The organism is Bradyrhizobium sp. dw_411 (assembly GCF_018449695.1).
Lineage (GTDB): Bacteria > Pseudomonadota > Alphaproteobacteria > Rhizobiales > Xanthobacteraceae > Bradyrhizobium.
This window is the reverse complement of sequence record NZ_JAAVUY010000002.1, coordinates 101417-128185: the sequence shown is the minus strand read 5'-3', so window position 1 is coordinate 128185 and position 26769 is coordinate 101417. Positions and strand designations below refer to the sequence as shown.

General features: G+C 56.4%; 17 protein-coding genes. 6 read left to right on the top strand and 11 right to left on the bottom strand.

Translation table 11 applies throughout. From position 1 onward, the window contains the following. The first annotated feature begins 14 nt into the window (after nt 1-14). From HB676_RS03220 to HB676_RS03210, 3 genes are all read left to right on the top strand, one after another. Nucleotides 15-2393 (top strand): TonB-dependent siderophore receptor, encoded by a 2379-nt coding sequence (locus tag HB676_RS03220; protein WP_213736231.1) that lies wholly within the window; start codon nt 15-17, stop codon nt 2391-2393. Nucleotides 2394-3610: 1217 nt separating this feature from the next. Then, a complete protein-coding gene (locus tag HB676_RS03215; RefSeq protein ID WP_213736230.1) occupies nt 3611-4387 on the top strand; it encodes a hypothetical protein in 777 nt (258 codons plus the stop codon). Between the two features lie 94 nt (nt 4388-4481). Beyond that, a complete protein-coding gene (locus HB676_RS03210) occupies nt 4482-5492 on the top strand; it encodes a hypothetical protein (RefSeq protein WP_213736229.1) in 1011 nt (336 codons plus the stop codon). A gap of 49 nt (nt 5493-5541) precedes the next feature. Here HB676_RS03210 and HB676_RS03205 read toward each other — a convergent pair whose 3' ends face one another. The 7 genes from HB676_RS03205 to HB676_RS03175 form a co-directional block, all read right to left on the bottom strand. Then, on the bottom strand, nt 5542-7038 hold the full coding sequence (locus tag HB676_RS03205) for a hypothetical protein (protein ID WP_213736228.1): 1497 nt from the start codon (nt 7036-7038) through the stop codon (nt 5542-5544). Beyond that, nucleotides 7038-11882: an AAA domain-containing protein gene (locus HB676_RS03200; protein ID WP_213736227.1), complete on the bottom strand. Its 4845-nt coding sequence runs from the start codon at nt 11880-11882 to the stop codon at nt 7038-7040. The genes HB676_RS03205 and HB676_RS03200 overlap by 1 nt, the downstream gene beginning before the upstream one ends. Nucleotides 11883-12945: 1063 nt before the next feature. Continuing rightward, nucleotides 12946-13659: an ABC transporter ATP-binding protein gene (locus tag HB676_RS03195; protein ID WP_213736226.1), complete on the bottom strand. Its 714-nt coding sequence runs from the start codon at nt 13657-13659 to the stop codon at nt 12946-12948. Further along, on the bottom strand, nt 13656-14450 hold the full coding sequence (locus HB676_RS03190) for an ABC transporter ATP-binding protein (protein ID WP_213736225.1): 795 nt from the start codon (nt 14448-14450) through the stop codon (nt 13656-13658). The genes HB676_RS03195 and HB676_RS03190 overlap by 4 nt, the downstream gene beginning before the upstream one ends. After that, nucleotides 14447-16294, bottom strand: a complete 1848-nt coding sequence (locus HB676_RS03185; protein WP_213736224.1) for an ABC transporter permease — start codon at nt 16292-16294, stop codon at nt 14447-14449. The genes HB676_RS03190 and HB676_RS03185 overlap by 4 nt, the downstream gene beginning before the upstream one ends. 21 nt (nt 16295-16315) lie before the next feature. Next, on the bottom strand, nt 16316-17512 hold the full coding sequence (locus HB676_RS03180) for an ABC transporter substrate-binding protein (protein ID WP_213736223.1): 1197 nt from the start codon (nt 17510-17512) through the stop codon (nt 16316-16318). Beyond that, nucleotides 17509-18414, bottom strand: a complete 906-nt coding sequence (locus HB676_RS03175; RefSeq protein ID WP_213736222.1) for an N-acyl homoserine lactonase family protein — start codon at nt 18412-18414, stop codon at nt 17509-17511. The genes HB676_RS03180 and HB676_RS03175 overlap by 4 nt, the downstream gene beginning before the upstream one ends. Before the next feature lie 469 nt (nt 18415-18883). On the opposite strand from HB676_RS03175, the gene HB676_RS03170 reads away from it, so the two are divergent. Continuing rightward, nucleotides 18884-20059, top strand: a complete 1176-nt coding sequence (locus tag HB676_RS03170; RefSeq protein WP_213736221.1) for a 4-hydroxybenzoate 3-monooxygenase — start codon at nt 18884-18886, stop codon at nt 20057-20059. A gap of 21 nt (nt 20060-20080) precedes the next feature. Here the strand turns inward: HB676_RS03170 and HB676_RS03165 are convergent, their stop codons facing one another. Then, complete coding sequence (locus HB676_RS03165; RefSeq protein WP_213736220.1) at nt 20081-21283, bottom strand: LysR family transcriptional regulator; 1203 nt, start codon at nt 21281-21283, stop codon at nt 20081-20083. A 158-nt stretch (nt 21284-21441) separates the two neighbouring features. On the opposite strand from HB676_RS03165, the gene HB676_RS03160 reads away from it, so the two are divergent. Beyond that, complete coding sequence (locus tag HB676_RS03160) at nt 21442-22116, top strand: cysteine hydrolase (protein ID WP_213736219.1); 675 nt, start codon at nt 21442-21444, stop codon at nt 22114-22116. Between the two features lie 70 nt (nt 22117-22186). Then, nucleotides 22187-23413, top strand: coding sequence for a gallate dioxygenase (locus HB676_RS03155; protein ID WP_213736218.1), 1227 nt, complete (start codon nt 22187-22189; stop codon nt 23411-23413). Between the two features lie 121 nt (nt 23414-23534). Here HB676_RS03155 and HB676_RS03150 read toward each other — a convergent pair whose 3' ends face one another. The 3 genes from HB676_RS03150 to HB676_RS03140 all read right to left on the bottom strand — a co-directional run bounded on the left by HB676_RS03150 (nt 23535) and on the right by HB676_RS03140 (nt 26746). Next, complete coding sequence (locus tag HB676_RS03150; protein WP_218625621.1) at nt 23535-24350, bottom strand: ABC transporter permease; 816 nt, start codon at nt 24348-24350, stop codon at nt 23535-23537. Next, a complete protein-coding gene (locus HB676_RS03145; RefSeq protein WP_249780036.1) occupies nt 24347-25057 on the bottom strand; it encodes an ABC transporter ATP-binding protein in 711 nt (236 codons plus the stop codon). Before HB676_RS03145 ends, HB676_RS03150 begins: the two co-directional genes overlap by 4 nt. A 102-nt stretch (nt 25058-25159) precedes the next feature. Continuing rightward, nucleotides 25160-26746: an FAD-dependent monooxygenase gene (locus HB676_RS03140; protein WP_213736216.1), complete on the bottom strand. Its 1587-nt coding sequence runs from the start codon at nt 26744-26746 to the stop codon at nt 25160-25162. Between the last annotated feature and the right edge of the window lie 23 nt (nt 26747-26769).

Below are 26769 nucleotides of genomic sequence, written 5' to 3'. Positions count from 1 at the left end.
GAATAATTGGGGTTGTGAAGGTGTCGCACGGGGCAATTTTTACGCGCGCTTTTCTTGCGAGCGCTTCAATCTTTACGTTCGTATCGACTGCGATCGCTCAAAGCTCCGATTCACCCTCTGGCGGCAATTCGCTTCCACCTGTCAGAGTCGAGGCGCCGAAGCAGCGACAAGCGAAACCCACGCCAGCGCGTCCGACTGTTGTGTCTCAAGGCAGAAGCAGCTCAAGGCACTCACGCCACACAGCGACCAGAGCAACACCATCTGTCGCGACTGCCCCTGGAGCGACGCCTCGGGAAACGGCTTACGGACACGTCGATGGCTACGTTGCCACGCGCAGCGCAACAGGGACCAAGACCGACACGCCGCTAATCGAGACACCGCAATCGATTTCGGTTGTCACGCGTGACCAAATAGAGGCGCAGGAAGCCGGCAGCACCAAGCAAGCACTTCGCTACACGGCTGGCGTGGCCGGCGAGAACCGCAGCAACTTCGGCGGCTTCGACATTATGTACAGTCGGGGCTTCATTCTCGATCAATATCTCGATGGGATGCGATTACAGGGCAGCACGGCCGTCATTGCAACGCCTCAGCCCGAACTGTACGGCATGGAGCGCGTCGAAGTGCTTCGGGGACCGGCCTCGATGCTGTTCGGCCAATCATCGCCAGCTGGGCTTGTAAATCTTGTAAGCAAACGGCCGTCGGACGTTTCGTCCAACGAAGTCGTCCTCCAGGGCGGAAGCTACGACCGTATCCAGGGCGGCTTTGATTCGACCGGTAAAATCGACAAAAACGGCGATTTTCTCTACCGCATCACCGGTTTTGCAAAGGATGCTGATAACCAGGTCAATTACGTCAAGGAACAGCGCTACTATATTGCCCCCGCGCTGACATGGCATCCGGACAACCAGACCACTTGGACCGTGATGGCCAATTATCAGAAAGATCCGAGCACGGGTTATTACAACTTCGTTCCGTTCAATGGGTCGTTGGGCTCCAACCCGCTGGGCCGGATCCCGACGAGTTTCTACGCCGGCGATCCCAATTTCGATACGAGTGAACGAACGCAATACGGCATCACGTCATTGTTCGAGCACAAGTTCACCGATGTCTTCACGTTTCGGGAAAATGTGCGTTATCTGGAAACGACAGGAACGCTAAATCAGGTTTTTCCACTATTTCTGGCCAACAATCTGTTCGCGAACGGCGACTATGACACCCTGTCTCGCTACGCACAGGCAACAAGAGAGCGCCTCGGTGCGTTCACCAGCGATACGCAGGGTGAGTTCAACTTCGACACGGGTATTGTCTCTCACAAAGTGCTGATCGGGTTCGACAACCAGACCACCAGCTATGACCAGAAATTGGCTCAGGCCTCGCAATTTACCGGCTCACCCGGCAGCGCCCCAGACATCTCGCTGTTTAATCCGACTTATGGCTTTCCGATCCAGAATCCATTCGACGATCCGAACGCGTTGACGAACACCAGCACGCATCAAACGTTGCAGCAGAACGGCGTGTACGGCCAGGAGCAGATGAAAATCGGCGGCCTGTCGATTGTCGGTGGGCTGCGGTATGACATGGCTCACAGTAATACTAATACGCTTGATCGCATCGCCTCCACGACGGATGGCGTGGGACAAAGCGACCAGGCGACCACCGGCCGCATCGGAGCGATTTATGAATTTGCTTCGGGCATTGCGCCGTACGTAACCTACGCGACCTCCTTTACCCCGAATGTGGGCACTACCTCGGCATTTGCGCCGTTAAAGCCGACGACCGGCGAGCTCTACGAAGGCGGTGTCAAATATCAGCCCAAGGGATCTAGGATATTTATCCAGGCCTCGATATTCGATTTGACCGAACAAAATGTTTTGACGATCGATCCCGTTGATCCAACCTTCCGTAGCCAGATCGGTGCCGTCCATACACAGGGATTTGAAATCGAGGGGAAAGCCAGCTTAACCGATCGGCTCGACCTCATCGGTAGCTTCACACACATGAAAGCAACCGTTACCAACAGCCTTGATATCGATCTGGGAAAGCGGCCAACGTGGATACCTAACGACATTGGCGCTCTCTGGGCCGACTACACCTTCCGGGGAGGCTCGCTCAACGGCTTTGGCGCCGCGCTTGGTATCCGTTACACCGGGCAGACTTGGGGTGACCCGGGAAATACCTTGCTTGACGTTCCGTCCTATACGCTGGTCGATGCCGCGCTTCATTATGAGCTGGAAAATCTCGACCGCCGGTTCAAGGGCATGCGTTTCAGCGTCAATGCGACGAACTTGTTCGATCGCATCTATGTCTCGCAATGTACCGTTCAGGCTTTCGACAATGCCTGTGTTTACGGTTTGCGCCGACAAGTGCTTGCCAGCTTGCGGTACCGCTGGTGAAATAATCGCCGCTTCTATCGAAGCGCGCCGTAACCGGCCCCCCACAGCGGGAGTGCTTGCGTTCCCTTCGTCGGTTTAAGTGCGCTTCAGCCGGATACTGAAAATTTGATCCGTCGGAACTGCTGGTTCGTCTTTTTGCTATGGGTCCACTAATAATATTTTACCGATGGCTGGCGGTGCGTCAGAGTCGGCTTAGGGTCATTTGCGGAAGCCGAACGGCGGCGTGCCTCTTCCGCTCTTCCCTCACCATCGGACATCAAGCAGTTGAACCGCAACGTCCGTTCGGTGCCAGATCCGGACACTAGGTCGCAGCCGGACTATCTTTCAATTGTTACTGGACAACGGCTACGATCGAGGGAATCTTGAGATTTGGCGAGGCCCAATGGAGTATCGGCGACGACTTCTCTTCCATGGAATCACTTTGTTCTTGATTGGGCTCCTTACCGGCCTGGCCGAGCAGCACTTTACCAACGTGCGAATGGCGCTTGCTGCCCACTTGGAAGGAGTCATGAATGGAATTTTGCTTCTCGCAGTCGGCGCCATGTGGAATGAGGTGAGGCTGTCATCCCTTTTAACCAAGATAGCCTACTGGGCGCTGTTGGGCGGAACGTATGGCAATTGGGTTGTGACCACTACTGCAGCCATTCTAGGCACGGCAGCACTATCCCCCATAACCGCCGGGGGGCACAGTGCCGCGCCGAGCCAGGAAGTTCTCGTCACCACAGGATTCGTCTTGATCGGACTTGCCATTATCTTGGCGTCCTCACTGCTTTTGTGGGGTTTGCGAGGCAACGCGAAGGCCCTTCCGTCAAGAGGCGGGAGAATGGGCGGTTAGTCCTCTCCGGGTCAAAAGCTGACATAGCGTGAAGGAGCGAGCGGAGTCCGCTCTCCCCTTCGAAAGCGGACATGAAGTTCGGCATCGAAGGTTATGGAACATTGGGCTGCTGCCACTTTCTCCCTGACCATGGCACAGCGACACCTCGACAGTCGCGACCCAGACACGAATAAAGCGCAAGTTATTCAATCAGATCGAAGGTTTTCCAGCTCGGTCGAATTCTGCTAAGATTATTACCTCGGAAATAAACCATCAAAGCTATCGTAAGATACGATCGACTCGTTGGTATTGTCGATTGAATATTCAAGAAGCTAGAAGCGCAGTTGCACGCCAGGATATCTCGATCGCTCTATGTTGTCGTGAGGACATGATCGGAGACTCTATGTCAGCTCTCTCGCAGTTTTTGCAAAGAAACCGCATCACCAAAGCTAAGCCGCTGCCTCTGGTCCACACTACTGAGTCGTATTACCTGAAAAAGATCATAAATTCCGGTCAGCTGACTACACAGCGATGCAACGTTTTTGCTGGGGAAAGGCTTTCATATTTTTTTGTGGGGCGAGCTGCCTACAAGCGCGACCTGGAACAGGAGGCGGAATACTGGGAATTACCAACTTGTTTAGTTTTTAGCTTTTTCACTGAAGGAGCGAAGAGAATTTTTCCCTTCGATTCCGGAGCCTTTGCGGCAAAGCGATATCCCAACTACATAAACATGATGGAGCTAAACGACTTTGAGACGAGTTCGGATGTCGAAGCGCCGCATAAGATAATTGGCACGTTCTTCAACAGTGCTCGCAGCTATTATCGCCTCGCGTCGCGACCGAAAGAGCAATTCGAAGCGATGTTTGATGTCGACGTTTTAGATGAAGAAATGAAAGCTCTTCACAAATTAATTCAACACAAAGACAAACGTTTTGACGATCGCCGATTTGCAATTGAAGTCCAATTCAACGCTGACATCGATCTGACAAATCGCAAACCCATTCTAGCGATATTTCCGGAGACATATCTTTCAAACGAAGAATATATCGCGAAAATTTCGGCACTTGGCGCAGAGATTCTAACGTATCCCGTTTATCCACTTCGCAAGGAGTTTTATTACCATTCCATCTACGAGAAACTCGATAATTTCTATTCCAGTCGTGGCTACTACAATGTTTAGCCTCATAATGTTTTTAGACATCTCTGAGGGAAATCCGGGGGTTCTGATACCACTCCTCTCATCCCCCAACACCAATCTTCCGTACGTCCAACAAATGGACGAGTATTTGCAAGTAAAAGAAGTCGTCCCATTTCTCGAATATGAGAACTATCCATTAATCCCTTTCGAATCTTCGCACACGATAACGGTTGGCGATAAGGGCTTAATTGCATTTCGATCCTATGACGGAAATATCGTCTGTGGCAATGTTAGCGAGATACTCGCCTACATCGCGAAGCATCAAGAAGCGATAGCGAACATCCCCATTCTTCAATCACAATTAAACCGTATCGAGTCAGCCGAGCTGAACCCTTCCTACGATATTTGGAGAGCGGTCGCCGACACTGTTTTTTACGAAAAGGATCAAATAAAATTCTGGGTCGATTCAGAACTGCACCTCTTCCAGAAGCAGAAGAAGATATGGTCCGAAATTGATCCATTAGAACCGGACGAGCCCAAAGCTTCCGAAAGTGGAATCTACGGTTCGATATCGAACTACAGCGATGAATACCTTGTTCGCTGGCTTAGCAATCGATCAAATTTCGGCAAATCAGATTGGACTAAGATATGGCATTTCGTGAACGAACGAACCCCATTTGACGATCGCGTTCCTGAAGTGGCATTGAATTGGATTTTTCAACGTGGTGGGGAGGAACAGGAAAATTCTGGAATCAAAAGTATAGTCTTTGCACTATTGGAGCGATGGATCACATTTGGGTACGAGCCGCGCGAACTTGGAGATTTCCTATGTGATCGTCTGGCGGCCGAGCCATTCTTGATATTTGATTTCTTGCGACCTCAACGCCTTTTCTCTGTGCTCTTCAAGTTCTTGGCGAAACGAGGTGAGATCGACGAGGTTCTTAAGATCATCTCTTTTTGTGCATCGGAATTACCGAGAGAACCATACATCGTGGATGCTTTGAGTGCTGCTCTAGAAGCGATGGTAGAACAAACAAAGAGAGTCGAGGACAATTGGAAGCCGGCCACTCGGAACCGCGATTTCGAAGAGAAGCAGATTTCTAATGCGGTCGAGCTCTTATCAAGTCTTAGAATAAATCGCCTTTGAGATCTGACACTCAAAGATTATGCTTCCCGCTTGTCCAAACGGGCTTCGGTCACGCTTCGCCAATTCCAAGAGCCAAATCGATGTATGCCAAGGCCATCGCTGGACGTTCGGCGCCGCTCGACCATAACACTGCTTTAGAACCGTCGGAGGCAGCCACGACTTCAGCAAGAGAACGCCGCAGTTCCATCGCGATCGAAGGGTCGGAAGTTATATATCCCATGGGGAGCGGAAAGCCCGTCGCAATTTCCGGTGTGTGCACCAATACCAATCCCCACGCGCCAGGCTTAATAATAATCTCCACCGAATCCGGTATCTTTGGATTCACAATAAAACAGCGATTGAACAACGGAGATCGACTTTCTCTTGGACCAAAGAAACGCCTCCAAGACGACGCCTCCCGAGACGACCCATCTGTCCTTGCTAGAAGGACGATACCATCTGGATCAGCGCTAGCCATTTCCCGAACCAATTCCGTAAACGCAACACTTCGGCCCCAATACGATGCCCGTGGTGGCAACCAAAAAATAGGCGTGGGCAATTCGGGGCGATCAGTTGCGACTGTTTTTGCCCATTGGATAATGGTGGCGCGCGTCAGTGCTCCCGTCACAGAACCAAATAGCCGAACTACCTGCGAGCCGTGCTCGCCGAAGGAACGCGTACTCGGATCGGCGCAAAGCCGAGCCCAAGTTGCTTGATCTTTAAAATCGCGAAGACCTGAGCGTGTCAGAAGACCTGCGTCCACGTTGGACAACCAATGAAATCCATCCGCATGATCCGGTGGAGAGGAAAGTCCTTGAATAGAGGCACTCAATGCTTCTATCAGCGCGTTTCGCGAGGCAGGCCTCCCTCTATTCCGTAGAAAAGCGAAATCAGCTTCGATTGACGCAGGGTCATCGAGCCGATAACGGATTGGAAAATGCAACGGAGCACCAAAAGTTCTTAGAGGCTGTATGTCATCCACCGCATGTAGCTGTATGTCCTCAATGCGCTTGCGTCTATCGTTGCGCTGATACCACTCTGCAAAGTGCGTCTCAAATGCCTGCCTTGCTTCAACTACTGCCGCGGCAGCACGTTCCCGATTCGGTATGGTGATCTCAGGTACGCGTCGCGCCTCCGCCGCATTGAGGTCTGCGTCATCCACCGGAGCGAAGGCAATCAGATCAAAACATTGAATCGCATTTATTTCGTCCACTTCGAAAAGCTCAATGTCGTCGGACATTGGCGATACGGCTTCACGCCCCTTTGTAGACAGCGAAAATCTGCCGTCCCGTTCCGTTACGAGCTGAGTCTCAAGCATATCTTGAATCAATACTTGGGTCTCGGGAGCCCCAAAGCCGAAAAAGCCTGCAAGCTCTTCTGCGCCGATATCGGGCGCAAGATGTACAAGGCGCACAGCGTACTCAGTTGCAAGAGGCATAGCTGTACGCTTCATAACCGTCGCAGTTATTCTAAATTTCTGCGCACGAACGACAAACGACAACTGCTCGATTTCGATAGCAGCTAACGCCTTCTCAGTCGCTTCCAAATATTCCTTTTGGCTCGCCATTATAATCCTAAGACATTCGCGGATGAACGAATTCGATGGATCATTCGCAGCCGCTTGACCACAGAGCGAAGCGGGTTGTGAGTATGCTCGAACATAGCAGCCGCCCCAACTAAAATTAATCTGTCCATAGCCCTTGATAAGGCCACGTTGATCCGGTTTTGATTTCGTACAAAACCCATATTACTCTCGGGGTTACTTCTGACGAGCGAAAGGATAACTATCCGATTTTCTTTACCTTGATAGGCATCGACGGTATCTATCTTAACTAACGAGCGAATTGCCGGCGGCACATCTGACGCGAGCAGCATATTCTCAAGAAGCTCTGCTTGTTGGGCATATGTGCAGATTACACCAACCAGTGGCTCCCCATCCTTCAGCTCTAGAGCTTGGGCGGCGTTGTCCATAAATGATTTGCATCTTGCAATACGACGTAAAAGCTCAAGGATGATTACCGCCTCTCTTCGGTTCGTGAAACTGGTGCCCGACGCAGTCTCGCGCCCGCCCTTCCCCGGACTTCCTGTATCGATCCAAAGAATTTGTTGGTCCAACGGGGCCGGCAATTCACTGTAAATTACATGAGGCGCGCCTCGCAAAGTCTCCAGTTTTTCTCCTGGATAAAAAACATCGGATACAATCGCTCCAATTTCGGGCGCCATCCTGTACTGCTTTCGAAGCGTTCGCCCATTGGATTTTCCGTAGCTTGACCCGAAGGCGCGTTCGAAATCGCTTCTTTGAAGTTCCTTTTTATCAATGCCAGGAAGCTTTGTGCTGACCTCACTCAAAAGTTCATGCCCGAATAGCGGGGGGAGCTGGCGATGATCACCGACTAGGAGCACGCGTTTGCCGGACTGCATACCAACAGCTAGTTCCCCGGGAGTGCAGCGGGCAGCTTCATCAATGATCACTAGATCGAAAGTCCCGCGATCTATTCGCATTCCCTGACGACCGATCCCGACGCACGTCCCGCAAACCAAATTACGGCTCCGCGCAAAGAATTCTTCCAAATTTCTGTTGCGCGTATTTAAAACTGAAACCCATTTTCGAGATAATTCTTCAAGTTTCAAAAATCTCCGTCGAGCATCAGGGTCGAAAACGACGTGACGTCGGGCAGTATCATCGCGAATATCCTCAAGGATTTCGCTCGGTAATCCGTCGTAGGGCGTCGCCTTTTCAGAGACTAGTCGGTGAAACGAAGCTTCGAGTGAGCCCAACCGCTGCCGTGCCGCCCGAACAGCATCTGCATCGTTCTGCTGCGCATCCTGACTCGAAAGATTGATCTGCCGTACTAAAGCTCCAAAGGTGGCCTCAACTTCGTAAGACTCCTTAACGTAAGATCGATTAAGCCCCAATTTTCTTGCTGCTATTGCTAGACGCTCCTTTATTTCGGCCTGAAATAGCTCCCGATTACGATCTTGAATTGACTGCGAGTGATAGCGAAGTAGTGGAGGCGATATTTTGTCGTGCTGTCCAATCCTGAGAAGATCGACCTCCCCTCCGAGTTCGCCAAAAACCTTCAGAATGCGCTCTGCAGCGGTATTGACGGCTTCATGAGATTGCGAAAGCACGAGCACATTTCGCATCTGGCCTTTTTTACTGAGGGCCCAATGAACAAAGCTCGCGATGAATAGCGTCTTTCCGGTGCCTGGTGGTCCTTGGAGAAGTCCGACAGGTCCGTGACGCCAAAGATGGCGGAAGGCCTCTTCTTGATCGTCGTTTAATCCGTAATCATCAAGGGCGCCTTCTTCTATGGCTTCCGCCATAACTTCGGGCGTTAACGAAGCTTGCGGATCGAAATACTGGACTAGATTTGTAAGTTGGCCCTTACCCTGCAGAATTCGCGCTACCGCACGCGACCTCCGCTGAAAGCTCGCCAAATCGTTCGAAAATTGGATCTTGAGCGTATCACCCGTACGGAGCCGGTTGTAAAACCGCGCATTCCGAATAGTGATTAAATCTCCTTTTGAACGCTCCGAATCTAGATCGCCAACCTTTATTCCATTCCATGTGACGCTTACGTTAGCTGAACCATCCCCGAAGTCGGACAGGTCACCGATCGCCTCAGCGCATGACAGGATTATTATCCCAGGCTCGTGTGTTTCTCTCGGAGCCTCCACCAAAGTAAGCTCGGGTTGGATGCTCTCCTCTACTGCAATAGTTTCTTGCCAAAAACGGACGACCGGGAATTTCGCTAACTGCAGCAATCCCGTCTTTCTTGTGGCTTCGGGCGAGACCTCTTGAATGGGCTTTGGCAATCCCAGGACTGCGGACTGTATTGGACCCGTCGAATCCGGGTTGAAGCCTGCAATCTTTGCTAAATGAGGACGCAATCCTTCGAAGCCCGAAAACCTCGGCGTAGCAGAACGCGAAATTTTGACCTCGCCCTTAAATGAAAAATCGCAGTGATTGAGAGCCCAATCAGCTTCCATTGTGTTGAATGAATACGTGCCGGCATATCGAGGAATGCCGTCGGCTAAGTCAATCTTGATGTCAACCTTCTGATCGAAGCCGTAAACGACAATCGTGCTCTCGGCGAACTTTGTAACCACGTGAAACGAACCGTTATCTGCCAACATCGGACCTTCAGCCAAGGGGTTACGAATCTCGATTGACAGATGCATCAAATCAGCGATTGGAGCGTGAAGCTTCGTAGTAGTCGTCAGCGCATCACGCAGCGGACGGAGACTAATCCAAGGTTCATCCCCGGCATCACATGCATCTACAGCGGCCAGGATCTTCTGTACTAGTCCTTGGTCTCTGTCAGCGAAGCTCGCTACTAGCTCGCGAACGATTTGGCCTACGGCAAATCGGTCTCTCAGTTGAATATCATCAGCCGAATGAGGCGGGCAGTAAGCCAAGGTCATCCGCTCTCCCGCGCCCTCGGGAGAGTAATCCAGCAAATCTATAAGCACTGGACGGGGCGCGTTGTCGTCATCCACACCATAAGAAACGACGACGTTGCTTGGTTTAAGATCTCCATGTGCGAGGCCGGCCTTGTGGAGCTCCTCTACCGCTAAGACAAACTTGAGAAGGAATTCCTTCAATATGTCTAAGGACCACGGGGCCACAGTTGATGGGGCGGCAAGAGTTTCGCCTTCAACCCAATCTTGGATCAACAGGAGCCCGTCCATGCATAGACAAGAAAGCCGAATGCACGGAGCCCAATCGGCAGCAAGCACCTCTAGCCGTTCCGTACGGGCAAAGAAATCAAGAAGACGAGCTGCAGATTTGCGCCGGTCGCCGAGATATTGGCTCGGCCAACTTTTCACTAATACCGTGGAGGCTTCAGATTCGTATCGAGCTTTGAACACGCGGTAGGGCCGTTTGACGATCCATCCATTGGGAAGGACAGGAAAATCCACCAACGGATCTACCTCCCTGACGAAACGATTGAGCTGTTGGTCAAGCGCAATTCGATTATTTTTCGCTAGGGCTTCGCCGAATTTTTCGGCTCCTTCAACCCCGTCAACATATCGATCAGCAGCGTCGATCGACATAGAAGTGTCAAACCAAGGACCTAACTCTGGGGGCAATTCTTTGTTTGCTTCTAGCAACGACGCACTCCAAACGGGCACACCGTTTAAAGCGGGCAAACGCTCTCCTGTTAGTAAAATCCATACCGTTGCTGCTGCCAGAAATACGTCTTGTTGAAATACGGTCCCAGGCTTGCCGTCCCCTGTATCTTCTGGGACCCGATGTCCGCTAGCGAGCAACTTGGCGCGCTGGTCCCCTAGGGTTTGCCTTTCCGGGTAGTGTGACGCTCCAAATCCCGACAGGACAATGCTACTCCTTCGTTCATTAACCCAAACGGAGTGACGATCCAGGTCGCGGTGTGCAATGCGCATGCGGTGCAGTGATGCAACTCTGTCAAGAAATAAGCGGGATAGTTCTATCCGTCGCTCAATTTCTAAATCAACCATGCTGCCCGCGAGGCGCGTTAGGCGAGCCAGTTCGTCGTGTCGCTCGAAAATCTCGGTATAACGAAGACTGTAATCACGATCATGAGCGATCGACCGAAGAACGTAATTATCAAAGAAATTCGGGTTCTGTGTCCGAACGTACCCCAGAAGCGCTCTCTCTCGTTCTGCAACGGGACGTCGTTCTTCTTCGAGAGCAAAGGTGTCAGGATCCTTCGAAAAATCCCAAATGCGAAGAAGACCGGCGTAATTAGGATCGGCCACGTCGTTGCAAGCGTACTCCTCAAATAAAGCATGCTCGAATTCCGGGTCGCCCGTAGGAATGAAACCGTGATACTTGGCTTTTCGAGGCTCGATAAACTTCCCATTCGTGAAAAGTTTTTGAAGCGCTTGAAAGTATGGGCCTGAATTTAGAGTTTCATCAGCGCCAAAGTTACTGCGCGCTGTAAACGGTTTAGCGAACTCGCTTGGATTCGCAATTCTTAGAAAATCAACAAGTTTGAAACACCTGTCCTTTTCATTCTGAGTCAATCCACCCAAATCAACGTCATGATGCGTGAATACGACCGCGGATTCTATCGGAGGTGAGCCGGGAATCTGAGATACCTGCTTGCGAATTAGGTCCGCAAACACCTTAGCGTTTTCTCGTACCTTGTTCGCAGCCGACTGGCCAATATCCTCCGTGCCCTTATACCAACGCCCGCTTCGGCTTTCGATTCGTCCCCTCATATGCTTAAGGTCAACAAGAATTAGTCTATCAGGAACGATTAGCACGACATCAATTTCTCGGTCCTGCCCTCGTTGGCGTGTATTACGCATATTAAAATTTGCGAAGCCGCGCCACGAGGACGGCAACTTGGTGCGCAGTTCGGTAAGCCCAACCATTTCGGTCGGCTGCGGCCCCTGGGGATTGAGAAATTCAATTTTCATCGCCCAACCATTTCGTAGTGATATGGATTACGGCGTAATCCGATGGTTTTCCATGTATCCGCAGCAAGTCAAAGTACCGCAAGGGTAAATCGCGCATAATCGGCATGGAGAACAAACAACCTTGAGTAGGCTGTTGGAGTCAAATGAGTTTGGGATCGAAAGTTAGTTTTTGGAGGGCCACGCAACGAAATTTGCCCCGTCTCCCTGCAACCGGGGAAGAACTAGACGTATCGCACTGCGGCTTGCGCGGCAGTTTCGACGAAAAATTCCCAAATCCACGTGGTCAGGAGCAGAGACTTGCTCGAAACGGAGTGCCAAGGTCGCGTGGCAGTTACGACGAAGCACTCCCAAATCCACGTATTCGGGAGCAGAGACTTGGTCTAAACGGTGTGCCAGGTCAGGCGGCAGTCGCGATCAAACCTGTCTCTGCCGATAGTCTCCGCAAAACGGGAATATTCCCGGACAAGGCTGGAGACTTTCGCAGATTTCGCCCTTGAGATCGCTGAACCAGGGCACAGAGACAAAATCAGATACGCGAAAAGCCCGTATTTCCGGCCTATTCTCGGGTCTCTTCAGGACGTGGGGGAAACCCCGGAATGCCTGGCTGGGGCGGGAGGATTCGAACCTCCGCATGGTGGAATCAAAATCAGGCAGGACCTTCAATGAAATCAACGCGCATTCTGAATAACCGGCGGAATTTGACCCCATATGTATCAATAGGTTAGCTGACGATTCAGAATGAACATAACGACCTATCAAGTGTGAACGCTGGGGCCCACGGGCGCGGGTTTGCTCCCTACCTCCGAAGTCCGGCCGAATCTCCTCGTCACTCTTGTAACACCGCCTGGGTGGCTGCCACTTTCGAGTGCCTATGGTTGCGGCCCGCCCGAACAATCGTCGAGACGCCTTGTGGCACCGCATCAAGTTCAGGAGAATTAAGCCCCCTGATATAAGGGTTTCACGGGAGTGAATGGCGCCAATTAGTTAATCGCGATCGTGCAATCTCGACAGGCTCGCAAGTTCGTTGCTGAAACGCAGCAGTCCTGATTACGTCGTCAGCCGATCACACCGCGAGATGGGCGTGATACAATTCCTGATTGGTCGCAATTGTTTGCATCGGGCCGGAGAATTTGATTTCGCCGCGCTCGAGCAGGTAGGCACGCTGGCTTATCTTGCTGGCAAACCGCATGTTCTGTTCGGAAATCAGGATCGAGAGTCCAGAAGCCTGCATATCCCGGATCATTCCAGCCATCTGATCGACGATGACCGGCGCCAGGCCTTCCGACGGCTCGTCCAGCAGAATGAGATCGGGACCGGTGAGGAGCGTCCGCGCCATGGTGACCATTTGCTGTTCCCCGCCGCTCATCTGCGCGCCCGGTCGGTCCAGCAGCCTCTTCAAATTGGGAAATATTTCGATGATGCGGTCCAGCGGCCACCGCGTGTTGCTGCGTCCACGCAGCCGGCCGACCTCAAGATTTTCGCGGACCGTCAACTCGGTAAAGATCCGCCGTTCTTCCGGGACATAGCCAATGCCGGCGCGGCTGACCTTATAGGGCGGCAGCGTAGCGATTTCGGCGCCGTTGAAGCGGATTGATCCGGTCTTCTCGGTGATCAGCCCGATGATGCATTTCATCAAGGTTGACTTGCCGGCGCCGTTGCGGCCGAGGATGGCAACCGTCTCGCCGCGATTTACTGTCAGATCAAGGCCGTCAAGCACGCGGGCCTTGCCGTAACGCGCCACCAGGCCCGAGACTTCGAGAAGCGGCGACGACGTCATGACGGTTGCTTCTCTGCGGACCCGGTATGGTCGTCTCTGCCGAGGTAGATCTCCTGGACCCTGGGATCGGCGCGGATGACATCGGGGGTACCGGTCGCCAGCAACTGTCCACGATTCATCACCACGATTCGATGCGCCAGCGAGAAAACGATGTCGATATCGTGTTCCGTGAACAGCACGCCGATGCCTCGGTCAGCGGCCAAACGCGCCACCAGCGCCATCAGTTCGTTGCGTTCCGCCGGAGCCATCCCGGCGGTCGGCTCGTCCATCAGAAGCAAACGCGGTGCGTTGGCGAGCGCGATCGCCAACTCCAGCCGCTTCAGGTCACCGTAAGCCAGCACGCCACAGGCCCGGTCACGCTGGCCTGTCATCCCGATCAATTCCAACAAGCGGTCGGCTTCCTCGCGATACAATCGCCGCGCCGAGACCCACGGCGAAAACGTCCGCCGGTGATAAGATATCAGCGCGACCTGCACGTTCTCCCGAACCGTCATGGTTGGCACAGTCGCGGTAACCTGAAACGTGCGGCCCACACCGAGGCTAAAGATGGTTTCGGGGAGTAGGCCGGAGATGCTTTTTCCGTCCAGCAACACTTCGCCTGCGTTGGGCGGCCGTTGACCACTGATCGCGTTGAAGCAGGTGCTCTTGCCGGCGCCATTCGGCCCGATGATGGCGATCAGCTTGCCTGCTTCGACATCAAGACTGACGCCGTTCACGGCGAGCGTTTCGCCGTAACGCACCAGAAGGTCTCGGACCTGCAAAAGCGGTGCGGTCGGATGTTGCGGAGTCATCGGGATTCCTCTCCGCGCAGCCGTTGGCTGATAGAGCCAACGACTCCCTTTGGGAACACCAGCACGATCAGAATGATCAATACCCCCAATACCAGCCGCCATCGGTCGGTATAGCGAAGTATCTCGGTCTGCATTAGGTAGAACATGGCCGCCCCCACCACCGGTCCGGCAATCGACTCGACACCGCCCATCAGTACCATGACCAAACCATCGATCGATCGGCCAATGCTGATCGCGGTCGGAAACACGCTGCCTTTGGCGAAAGCCGACAAGCCGCCGGCCAGACCGGCAAAAAGACTCGCGATCACGAACGCGAAGAGCCGTACCAGGCGTACGTCGATGCCGATTGCCGCTGCCCGCGCCGGCGAATCTCGCGTGACACGCAAGGCGTAGCCGAGCGCGCTGTGCGGGATCCAGCCGAGGATTGCGATGGATCCCGCGGTCAGGGCAAGCGTGACGAAATAGAAAACCAGCGGCGACAGGCTGGTTGGCCAAAGTCCGATCAGGCCGTTATCGCCGCCTGTCACATCGTACCACTGGAACACGACCGACCAGACGATCTGCGCCAATGCGAATGTCAGCATGGCGAAGTAGACACCGGAGACGCGAACCGACAGCCAGCCGAAAGCGAGGGCGAACAGGCTCGCCGCCAGCGGTGCCAGCACGAGGGCGCTCGCGAACGACAAACCGGCATAGCGTATCCCCAAAGCGACGGCATACGCACCGACGCCAAAATAGCAGGCGTGGCCGAAGGTCACGAGTCCGCCCGGCCCCAGTATCAAATAGAGGCTGCCGGCAAACACGATCGCAATCATGACATCGACGACGACGCTGAGCCCGTAAGTCCCGAGTACGGCCGGTGCAATGGTCAGCAGCGCGAGCAACGCAATCGCGGCGAAAGCCAGCGGGCGGCTGATGGCCCGCAGCGGCGGTTCGTCCGAAAATTCATGCTGGCGTGTCAACGCCTCGGGCTTGCCGAACAGGCCCGATGGCCGCACAGCGAGAACGGCAGCCATGATCAGGAACATCAGGACCAGGTTAAGCTGCGGAAAATATGCGACACCGAGCGCGGAGAGTTCACCGATCAGGATCGCTGCCACCAGTGCGCCGGTAACGCTTCCCATGCCGCCGATAACGACGACGACGAAAGCTTCAGTGATCGCACTGGTGCCCATGCCGAGATTGGCCGATGTGCGCCCCAGTTGCAGCGCGCCCGCAAGGCCGGCGAGGAATACGCCGAGCGTGAATACACCGGTGAACAGCCATGCCTGATTGACGCCGAGAGCGCCGACCATGTCGCGGTCCTGGGTGGCCGCGCGAATGAGAACGCCCCATCGCGTGCGCGTGATCGCAATGTAAAGAAGCAAGAGCACGATCGCCGCGGCTGCGATCATGTACAGATCGTAGACCGGCATCCGCGCGCCGAAAAGGTCGATACCGCCCCGCAACGACCTCACCCGCGGAGCAAGCAGGTCCTCCGGGCCGAAGATGATCGGAAGGATGTCGTCAATCAGCAATGAAACGGCGAATGTTGCCAGAAGCTGAAACAGCTCCGGCACCTTGTACATGCGTCGCATCAACAGCAGTTCGACCGCCATTCCGATCGCACCGACGATGACGGCGGCGGCAACAACGCAAAGCCAGTAGGACAAGGCATCGCTGGCCGCAAAGTAGTTCGTCAGCGTGTAGCCGACATAGGCGCCGACCATGAAGAACGCGCCGTGAGCGAAATTGACAACCCGGGTAATTCCGAAGACGAGCGAAAGTCCGACCGAAACGAGGAACAGCGTCGCTGCGGATGCCAGCCCCGTGAGGGCTTGCGCGAGAAAGAGGCCAAGCGACATCGCGCTGTTTGTCCGATTCGATCAGTTTTGTGGACGTAGCCGGCGAACTTCGTCGTCGGGGGGCAGGTACTTCGCGCCGTCGGCATAGTGGAAATCGGACATCGTTCCGACGCCGTTCTTGAGGGCGATCCTGCCGACATACATGCCCATCGTGGATTGATGGTCGATGGAGCGGAACGTTACCTTACCAAACGGACTTTCGACGTCGAGGCCGCTCATGGCGTCAACGATACTCTCGGAATCGGTCTTGCCGGCGCGCACCATGGCGGCGGCGAGGGCCTTAATCGTCGTGTAGCCGCTTACCGATCCGGCGCGCGGATAATCGTTGAAGCGTTTGCGATAGGCGGCGAGGAACGCCGTGTGCTCCGGCGTCGTGATCTCGCCCCAGGGATAGCCGGTGACGATCCAACCAACCGGCGCTTCGTCCTTGAGAGGATCGAGGAAGTCCGGCTGACCGGTCATGACGCTGACGATGGCCTTGCCCTTGAAGAAATCGCGATCGTTTCCTTCGCGAACCAGACGAACGAGGTCGGGCAGCACCATGGCATTGAAGATGGCGTCGGGATTCGCCGCGCCGATCGCCTGCAGGGTCGCGCCGGCATCGATCTTGCCCTGGGTCGGAAACTGCTCTGACACCCATTCCACGTCGCTGCGCTTTTCCGACAGCAGCTTCTTGAAGGCGTTGACGACGGCGTGGCCGAACTCGTAGTTCGGCGCGATCACGGCCCAGCGCTTGGCCGGCAATTTTGCGGCTTCCTCGGCCAGCATCGCGGCCTGCATGTAGGTGCTGGAGCGGACCCGAAAAGCGTAGCGATGGCCTTGCTGCCAGGTCAGCGCATCACTGAGCGCTTCGGCGGCCAAAAACGGCACCTTGTTGGTCTTGGCGAAATCCGAAACGGCCAGTCCGACATTGGAAAAGAAGGTGCCGCTCAGGGCGACGACCTTTTGGTTGAAGACGAGGTCGTTGGCGGCGCGCAGCGCGTCTTCCGGCTTGCCGTTGTCGTCACGGCTGACGAGTTCGAGAGGGCGGCCCAGAACGCCGCCGGCAGCATTGATTTCTTCGAGTGCCAGCGTCGCGCCGTTACGATATGGAATCGTGAATGCCGGAATCGCCGAATAGCTGTTGATGTCGCCAATTCGAATGGGATCGGCGGCGAAACCGGACACCGTCGCGGCAAACTGCAACGCTGTCGCAATTCCAAACGCAGCAAATTTCATCGCGCAACTTCTCCATGGCTCGTCGAGGTGATGGAAGGGGCAGCATGCACCCGGGTCGGCTCGCCCCGCGCGAGATGAACTTCCGCAACGGGGTGGAGGCCGCGGATCCAGCTTGGGTGGCGGCTGAATATCTGCGGATCGTGTCCGGGAATGATGCGATCGAGATTGTCAGCGCCGACCGCTTCGAGCAGCCGGCGATAGGTCTTCATCAGGTTCCAGCTATTGCCCTGGACATAACCGGGCGGCCACATGCGTTCGATGTTGAGGTACAGATAGACGCAATCGCTCGCGATGACATAAGGGCCGTCGGCGGTTTCGATCTCGATCCATTGCATGCCGAAAGTGTGGTTATCGGGCGCGAGGTGACAGCGAATACCGGGGCTGATCTCCAGATCGCCATCGATCAATTCGATGCGGCCGGCGTCGACCGCGGCGTCGAAGCGCGCCATCACATCGAGATCGATCGACGACAGTTCCCAATGTTGCCGGCCCTGCGATTTGTCAGGCATCGCGGCAAGATGTTCTTTCCAGCCGTCATATTCACGGCGTTGCACCAGAATGCGGGCATTCGGGAATGCATCGAACGCGCCGGCGTGATCGAAATGCAGATGCGTAAGCACGACGATATCGATGTCTTCGGGGCCGACCCCTACCTTGGCCAATACCGTGGATGGATGCTCATTGCCCTCGAAGGCGCGTCCGGTCATCGAGACGGCGGACAGGAAGCCGGTGTCGACCAGGATATTGAGCGGCACTTCGGCCGCCGGCGCCGTGCGGATCAGCGAATAAACCATCGTGATGTCAACGAGGCCCTGATTGCTGCGGATCGGGGTGCCTCCCATAAAATCACCGGGAAGTTTCCCCGCGCAGTATTCGAAGGTCCAGATCGAATGGTCGCGCATCGTGACGTCTCTTTCAGATCAGGTCGGGGAGAGTCGCAGATGAAACTCTGCGGCGGCTGTTCTTGGCTGACGATGATGGAGGCAGCCCGCGGGAGAGAAGTCCAGAAAAGAAAGGAGGCAGGCCAGCCTTCATGATCAGCAATTTCGAAGTCTTGCGACTTCGAATCCAGCAAGCGGGGGTCGCAGATGATTGCTGACTTCCATGCCGAATTATTTCAGTTATCGGCCATGCCGGGCCAATGAAAAATGGGAACTGCGGTATCGAAAATGCTTATCGGGATCGCTTAATTCCAGGAGGCGGCGGGCCGTCGCCGCTTGTCATCGCCAATAACCAAGTTAGATCGGAGTATTAGTATTTATGCCTTGCGCGGTCCGTGTTCGCGCAGGACCTTGAGGCCTGCAATCGCTCCGGCCGAACCGGCGGCGGCCATGATCCCCGGTTGTCGACAAGAATAAGAGAATCCCGAATATGAGAACTCAAATTGGTATCATCGGCGCCGGGCCTGCCGGGCTGTTTCTGTCCCATCTCCTGCATCGCGCCGGCATCGACTGCGTGGTCCTCGAGGCCCGGAGTCGCGCTTATGTGGAAGGCCGTGTGCGGGCCGGCGTACTCGAGCCGGGGACGATCGAAACCCTTGAATATCTCGGCCTTGATGCACGGATGCGGCGCGAGGGCATGGTCGACGAAGGCCTCGACATCCGCTTTCGCGGCAAGACCATCCACCTCGACCTTCCCGGGCTGACCGGCAAGCGGGTGACGATCTATGGCCAGCAGGAAGTGGTCAAAGACCTTATCGAAGCGAGACTGAAGGATTCGCAGCCGCTGCTGTTCGATGCAAAGGTGTCGGGGATATCCGATCTCGATGGCGATCGGCCGAAGATCCATTTCAACCATGACGGCCGGGACGAGGTGCTTGAGTGTGATTACGTCGCCGGCTGCGACGGCTTCCATGGCGTCAGCCGGGCTGCGGTACCTGCCGGGCGGATCACCGACTTCGAGCGCGTCTACGATTTTGCGTGGCTCGGCGTGCTATCGAGATCGAAGCCGCTTGCCGACATGACCTACAGCAACAGCGACCGCGGCTTTGCACTGTGCAGCCGGCGCTCCGGCACCGTGTCCCGGCTTTATCTGCAGATCGATGCCAATGACGATCATGAATCGTGGTCCGAAGACCGCTTCTGGGACGAACTGCATGCGCGCATGTTCGACGAGAATCGCGACGAAATCGTCGAGGGCGAGATATTCCAGCGCGATATCGCCCGGCTGCGTTCCTTCGTCGCCTCGCCGATGCAATATGGCCGGCTGCTGCTCGCCGGTGATGCCGTTCACATCACGCCGCCGGCGGGCGCCAAGGGCCTCAACCTGGCGGTGGCCGATGTCCGCGTCATGGCGGCGGCGCTGGTCGACTTCTACCGAACCGGCAACCGCGACCGCATTAATGGCTACTCCGGGAAGTGCCTGGATCGGGTCTGGAAAACGGTGCGGTTCTCCACCACGCTGACCGGGCTGCTGCACAAATTTCCGGAGCATTCGCCGTTTGAACGCAACCTTCAACTCGCGGAGCTGGAATATATCTTCGGCTCCCGGGCAGCCCAGACCACCATCGCCGAACGATATGTCGGCACGCCACTCGATCCGCTCTGAGCGGCGTCTGGCATAGCCCGGTCAAAGTTCTCCGATCGCCCTGATATTGGCCATCAGCAGCCGGGCGGCGAGCGAGGGACTGCTGGTCGACCGCTGCAGGATGCCGATCGGCCGGCCCGTCTCCGGCAGCGCCAGAGGTAGCACCTTGAGGTTTCCGGCCTCAATGTCCTCGTAGAACAGGTGCGCGGAAACCGCGGTCACCATGTTGCTGCCGAGCAGGATTCCCCGCGTGATGGCAAGATCGGCGGTCTCCACGGTGACCCTCGGCTCGGGGAGACCATGGGCTTTCATCGCGCCTGCGAGCAGCTCTCGCGTCGGGGAGCCGTGTGGAGGCAGCACCCATTCGGCGGACATCAGATCGGAAAACGAAGGCTGCCGCTTCTTGGCGAGCCGGTGCGATTTTCCGACCACCAGCGACAGCACGTCGTGTGCCACGACTTCTCGCATTAGGCCGATCGTATGTTCCTGTGGGCGCAGGGCGCCAAGGATGAAATCGACGTCGCCGGCGCGAAGCCGCATCGCAAGGTATTCGAACGCACCCTCGATCGTTGAAATCGTGAGATTTGGATAGGCCTGCGTCAACTGGATGATGGCCTTGGGCAGCAGCCGGGTGCGGCCGAGCGACAATGTCCCCACCACGACGCTGCCGGCAATCGCGCCGCGCAGCGACCTGATCTCGACCTCGCCGGCGCGGATCTCGGCGAGGGCACGCCGGATGTGCATGCCCAGCAGCGCCCCCAGCGGCGTCGGCTTCATGCCGCCGGGGCCGCGGATGAACAGCCGGCAGCCGATGCTGGTCTCGATCTCCCGCAGCGACTGGCTGGCGGCGGGTTGCGAAATACCGAGGCTGTCCGCCACCGCGCCCATATGATGCTGCTCCACCAGCTCGGCGAACACCAGCAGCCGCTGCCGGCTGATCGCGAGCGAGAAGATCGGCGCCTTGTCGATCAGGCCGGGCGATGACAGGGCGTCCTTGATGGCGGCTTTCGCCGTTTCCATCTCGAAGAACGCGCGTTCAACCCGGACTCTCAGGACGCGTCCGGCTTCCGTCAGCAGCATGCCCTGGGATCGCCGCTCGAACAGCGGGACGCCGACCTCTGCCTCGAGCTCCTTGATCGAGCGCGTCACGGCGGATTGCGCCCGCCGGATCAGCCGGCTCGATTGAATGACGCTTCCGGAATGGGCGACCGAGACGAAAGCGCGAAGATTTCTGATGTTTAACAAAAGCTGGCTGAACTCCGTCGCCGCCGGACTTGGCCGTCAAGGTCATCATATAACGAATTTAGATATCATCCGGTGGGATTTGCAGCTAGGCAGCGCCATCGGGCAAGCTAATTTACCTGACCTTATGCGCAACCGATGAGCCTTGGGACTGGATCAAGATGACATCACCCGCAGCCTACGAGATGCCGCCTTACGTGATCGATCGGGTTATGAAAAAACGCGGGCGGTTGCGCGTTTTCGACCGCTTCGAAGCCAGCGAGACGGCGCTGGTGGTCATCGATATGCAGAAATTCTATGTCTCCGATGTCCCGGCTGCGGTTGCCATCGTGCCGAACATCAACAAACTGGCCGCGAAGTTCCGCGAGCGGGGAGCGAAGGTGGCGTGGGTCAAGATGACGGCCGGCGATAACGGGAAAAGCCTGTGGCCGCTCTACCATGACTATTTTTTCAGCAAGCAGAATGCCGCCCGCCATCGCGATAATTTGACCGAGGGCGTTGAGGGGCACGAGCTGTATCAAACGCTCGACGCGCTGCCGACGGACATCCATGCGAGCAAATCACGCTTCAGCGCGTTCATGCCGTCAAAATCGGAGCTACCCGAGAAGTTGCAGGAAGCGGGAATCAAGAACGTCGTGATTACCGGGATGTTGACCAACATGTGCTGCGAAACCTCGGCACGCGATGCGATGATGCTCGACTTCCGTGTCGTGATGGTCCCCGACGCCAACGCGGCGCGCTTCATCGAGGATCACAATATCGGCTTCTCCACGGTGTTTCAGAGCTTCGGCGATGTCATGACCATGGAAGATGTACTCAACGACCTGGTGGTGTAAGCCCGGCGTTGGGCAACGGCGCTTCGGCCGCAGGCTGGTGCTCATACGGCGCAGCAAGAAGGAACGACAGATGGCAAGAATTATTGGCGGCATCGGCTCTTCCCACGTACCGACGATCGGGGTGGCCTACGACAAGAACCGGCAGGATTTTCCGGCATGGGCGCCGCTGTTCAAGGGTTTCGAGCCGGCATTCAACTGGCTGCAGGAGAAGAAGCCCGACGTTTTGGTGTTCTTCTATAACGATCATCTCAACGCGTTCTTCTACGATCTGTATCCCACCTTCGCGATCGGCGTGGCGCCGAGTTACGGCGTGGCCGACGAGGGCGCGGGTCTTCGTCCGCTGCCGGCGCTGCCTGGGCATCCGGAATTTGCGCGGCACATCGCCGAGAGCATGATCAACGAGGAATTCGACCTGTCGGTGTTTCAGGACCGGCCGCTGGATCACGGCGTGTTCTCGCCGCTACCGCTGCTCTGGCCGCATAAGGATGGCTGGCCCGGCGCGGTGGTTCCGATCCAGGTCAATGTCGTCCAATATCCGCTGCCGACGGCGATGCGGTGTTTCCGGCTGGGCCAGGCGCTGCGACGTGCCATCGAATCCTATCCTGAAGATCTTAAGGTCGTCGTGGTTGGAACCGGCGGTCTTTCACATCAGATCCATGGCGAAAGAACTGGCTACAACGATACTGATTGGGACATGCGATTCATCGATTTGATCGAGAAGGATCCGATGGTGCTCGCCGAGATGAAGCATGTCGACTACATCCGTCTCGGCGGCGCCGAGAGCGTTGAAGTCATCATGTGGCTGGCGATGCGCGGCGCGCTTAGTAACGACATCAAGAAGGTCCATCAGAACTACTATCTGGCGACCACGACCGCGATGACCGTGCTGGTGTTCGAGGAGAACGATCAGACCGCGAAGAACAACGCCATCGTTTCACAGAATCCTCAACTGACCGGGATCGAGGATATCGCCGGGACCTATGCTTTCGACATCAAGACCGGAACCGAATCCATTCGCCTGAACCGGTTCTTCTGGAACATGAAGACGCCGGCAAGCCGGGCGGAGTTCGAGCAGGACGAAGCCGCAGCCTGTCGCAAGGCCGGGCTGACCGAGGAGGAGACCGCATTGGTGCGCGACCGAAACTGGCTGGGCTTGATCAAGCATGGCGCCAATTTCTTCGTCCTCGAGAAGTTCGCGCGACTGGTCGGCCAGACCAATCTCGAAGTCTACGCCTCGATGCGTGGCGAGACCTTCGATGAATTCCTCGCCACCCGCCAGGTTCCGGAGGCTCGCTGAGCTCAGCCAGCCGCGGGTTCGCTGCGGAGCCTTTGGAGGACCGATCTCAACAGGATTCGGTCCATCTCGCCGCATCCTTTTCTTCAGGGCACCGCTCTGATCGCGAGTCCTGAGGCGCGGATCAGTTGAAACGCCAGGGCATCAGCAGCCGCTCCAGCTCGTTCAACGCCAAAGTCGATACAAAGCCGATCAGGGCAATGGCGAACAGGCCGACATACATGTCTTCGACGGAGAAAGTCTGCCAAGCGTTCCACATCATGAAGCCGAGGCCGTTACGGGCGCCGGTCATCTCGGCAATGGCGATCAATACCAATCCCATGCCGATCCCCAACCGAACGCCGGTCATGATTACGGGCAAAGCGCCCGGCAGCGCGATCGTCCAAAACGTATTCCAGCGCCCTGCCTTGTAGTTTCGGCCGACATCAAGAAAGATTTTATCGATCCCCAGAACGCCGGTGCAGGCGTTGATGACCACGGGGAAGAAAACACCTATCGCGACCATGAATATCTTCGAAGATTCACCGAGGCCGAATATCAGAAGCACCAGGGGTACGATGGAACTCTTCGGCACCGGATAGATCGCGGCAATCAACGGCTCCGTCATGATGCGTAGCGTTCTGTTCAATCCCATCGCGATGCCGAGCACGAGTCCGGGGACGGCGCCGGTAAGGGTTCCCCAGAACAATCGCTGCAACGTCAGCCACGTGTCGCGCTCCAGACTGCCGCTGCGAAGCAGCGACACCATCCTCGACAGGATAGCCGACGGGGCCGGGAAGAACCGGACATCGATCACGCCGGTACGCGCGGAAATTTCCCACAGCATCAACAGCACGACGGGCGACGCGATGCCGATAATGCGTTCGCGTGTGTGGTTCGACAATAACGGCGCGCGTTTAACCGGCCTTGCGGACGCAGGCTCCAGACCAATGCTGCTCATCCGCCCTCCGTCTGTTGTTTTGCCCGGTTCACTTCCTCGCGCAAACTGGTCCAAAGGTTATGGACGAGTTCGCCATAGGCCGGTTCCCGCTGCAGCTCCATGATGTCACGCGGGCGGGGCAGGCTGACGTCGACGAGCGTTTTGAGGGATCCGGGCTGCGCCGTCATCACCATGATCCGGTCGCCCAGGATCACCGCCTCGTCAACGCTGTGGGTGATGAACACCACCGTCTTGCGGTGCTCTTCCCAAATGCGCAGCAACTCCTCTTGCAGCAGCAGCCTGTTCTGCGCATCCAGCGCCGAGAAGGGCTCATCCATCAGAAGAATGTCGGGATCGTTGGCGAAGGCGCGGGCGATAGAGACGCGCTGGCGCATGCCGCCGGAGAGTTGATGCGGATACAATTTGGCAAATCGGGTGAGTCCGGTCCGATCAAGATAATGGCTAACGGCCTCTTGGATCTGGGACGGCGGCGCTCGACGCATTTTCAGGCCGTAGGCGGCATTGTCCCATACCGTCATCCACGGGAAGAGCGAGTCACCCTGGAAAACCATGGCGTTGCCCGGTCTGTCCTGACCGCTTGCACTGATTTCGATTGTGCCGCTGCTCGGCTGATCCAGGCCGGCAAGGATTCGAAGCAGCGTCGTCTTCCCGCATCCCGACGGACCAACGATAACAAAGAACTGCCCGGCGGGGATGTCCAACGTCATTCGATCGAGCGCGACGAAGTCGCCGTAACAGCACATCAAGTCCCTGATACGGATAGCCGTCCCAGCCTCGCGACCGTATGATGCTGACAACCCCGTCACTGTCTAACACCGGCCGATGGCACGCGACAGAATGGCGCCAGCATCGGCTGGAGTCTCCTGACCGGCCCAGGCAACGAATTGGTCCGGACGGACGAGAACCAGGCGGGCTTCGTAGGCCTCCCGGCCTTCCGCCGACGTATCCCGGACCAGCTTGAGCGGGACGCCCAAAGCCGCAGCCGCGTCGCTGAACGCCTTGACGGCATCGTCATCGGCATCGAACCCCAACAACGTGAAATCGCGATCAAGGACATCGAAGATGCTTTGTCCGTTTGAAAGGCGTTGCGGCGCCAAATGATGCCCCGGCCGGGCGCGCAGCATATGCGTCCCGCTGGCGCGACATCTTCCATCCGGCGGTCCCCAGATGATGGGAGAGCCCTCGTAATTAGGTTCATAGTCTCGTACCCGCGTGCCGTCGTCGGCGTCTATCCTGCTCCATTCGCGTTCGAATTCCACCCGGTCGCGCTCGGGGCTGTAGGTTTCCAGGAAAGCCTTCTCGGCCCGGATGCCGGCGGCGATGAAGTCCTCGCCCAGTTCCTTGAAGATCGGACTGCGCTCAAGGCTGTAAGACGGCAACAGGTCTTTGCCGCCCCAGCCGCGCAACGTGGCGGCCAGCTTCCAGCTCAGATTGACGGCATCTTCCAGGCCGTTGTTCAAGCCGAAGCTCCCATAGGGCGGGTGGCTGTGCGCGGCGTCGCCGGCAATGAAGACGCGTCCCGCCCAATATTCATCGGCGACGGACACCGCGAGATCCCAAAAGCCGACATGTTCGAAGGTGCATTCGAACTCGAACCCCGCCGCTTCCTGAAGCAGTCCCTTGAAGTCGAAGTCCTGCGAGCGCGCCGCGCGCGGGACGGGGGCGTGAAAGAACCAGGTTTCATCTGCGTCTACCCGGCCGAAAAATTGCCAAAAGCCCTGCAACGCGGGACTCATCACCCGGTAGGTGGAACGCCCCGGAAAGCGCTTGAGACGTTCATGCAACTCGCGCGAACGGAACACCACGAGCACCATCATTTGCTCGAAATCCGTCCCGAAGCGCTGAATGCCGGCAAGCTCGCGAATGGTGGACCGTCCGCCATCGCAGCCTACGATATAATCGGCCTCCAGCGTCAGGTTTCGTCCATCGTCGGCGACTGCCGAGACGCGCGCACCCGCTGCGTCCTGCTCCAGCGCGGTCACGGTCCAGCCGAAGCGGGTATCGACGCCCTGCACGGTCTGCAGCTTATCGCGCAGCACCTGCTCGAGCTGATATTGCGGCATCCGATCGTTGTCCTGGGCGTAGAAGGCGCGCACGACTTCCCGGCCAGGGGGCGCCTTCCAGTATTCGGACAGGAGATTCCCGTAGGCGGTCACGCCACCGATCGGAAAGCCCGGCGGCATCACCCGCGCGGCGCGCAACGTATCCGCAATTCCCCATACCTGAAAATGCTCCAGCGTCCGTTGAGTCAGATTCTGACCTTTCGGAATGCGCTGGATCGTGTTTCGCCGCTCCAGCAACACGCATGAGACGCCGCGCAGCCCGAGATCGACCGCCAGTCCCACGCCGACGGGGCCGCCGCCTACGATGGCGACCTGGTAGCGCATGTCCGTCATTGCTGTTCTGCTTCCGTGTAATC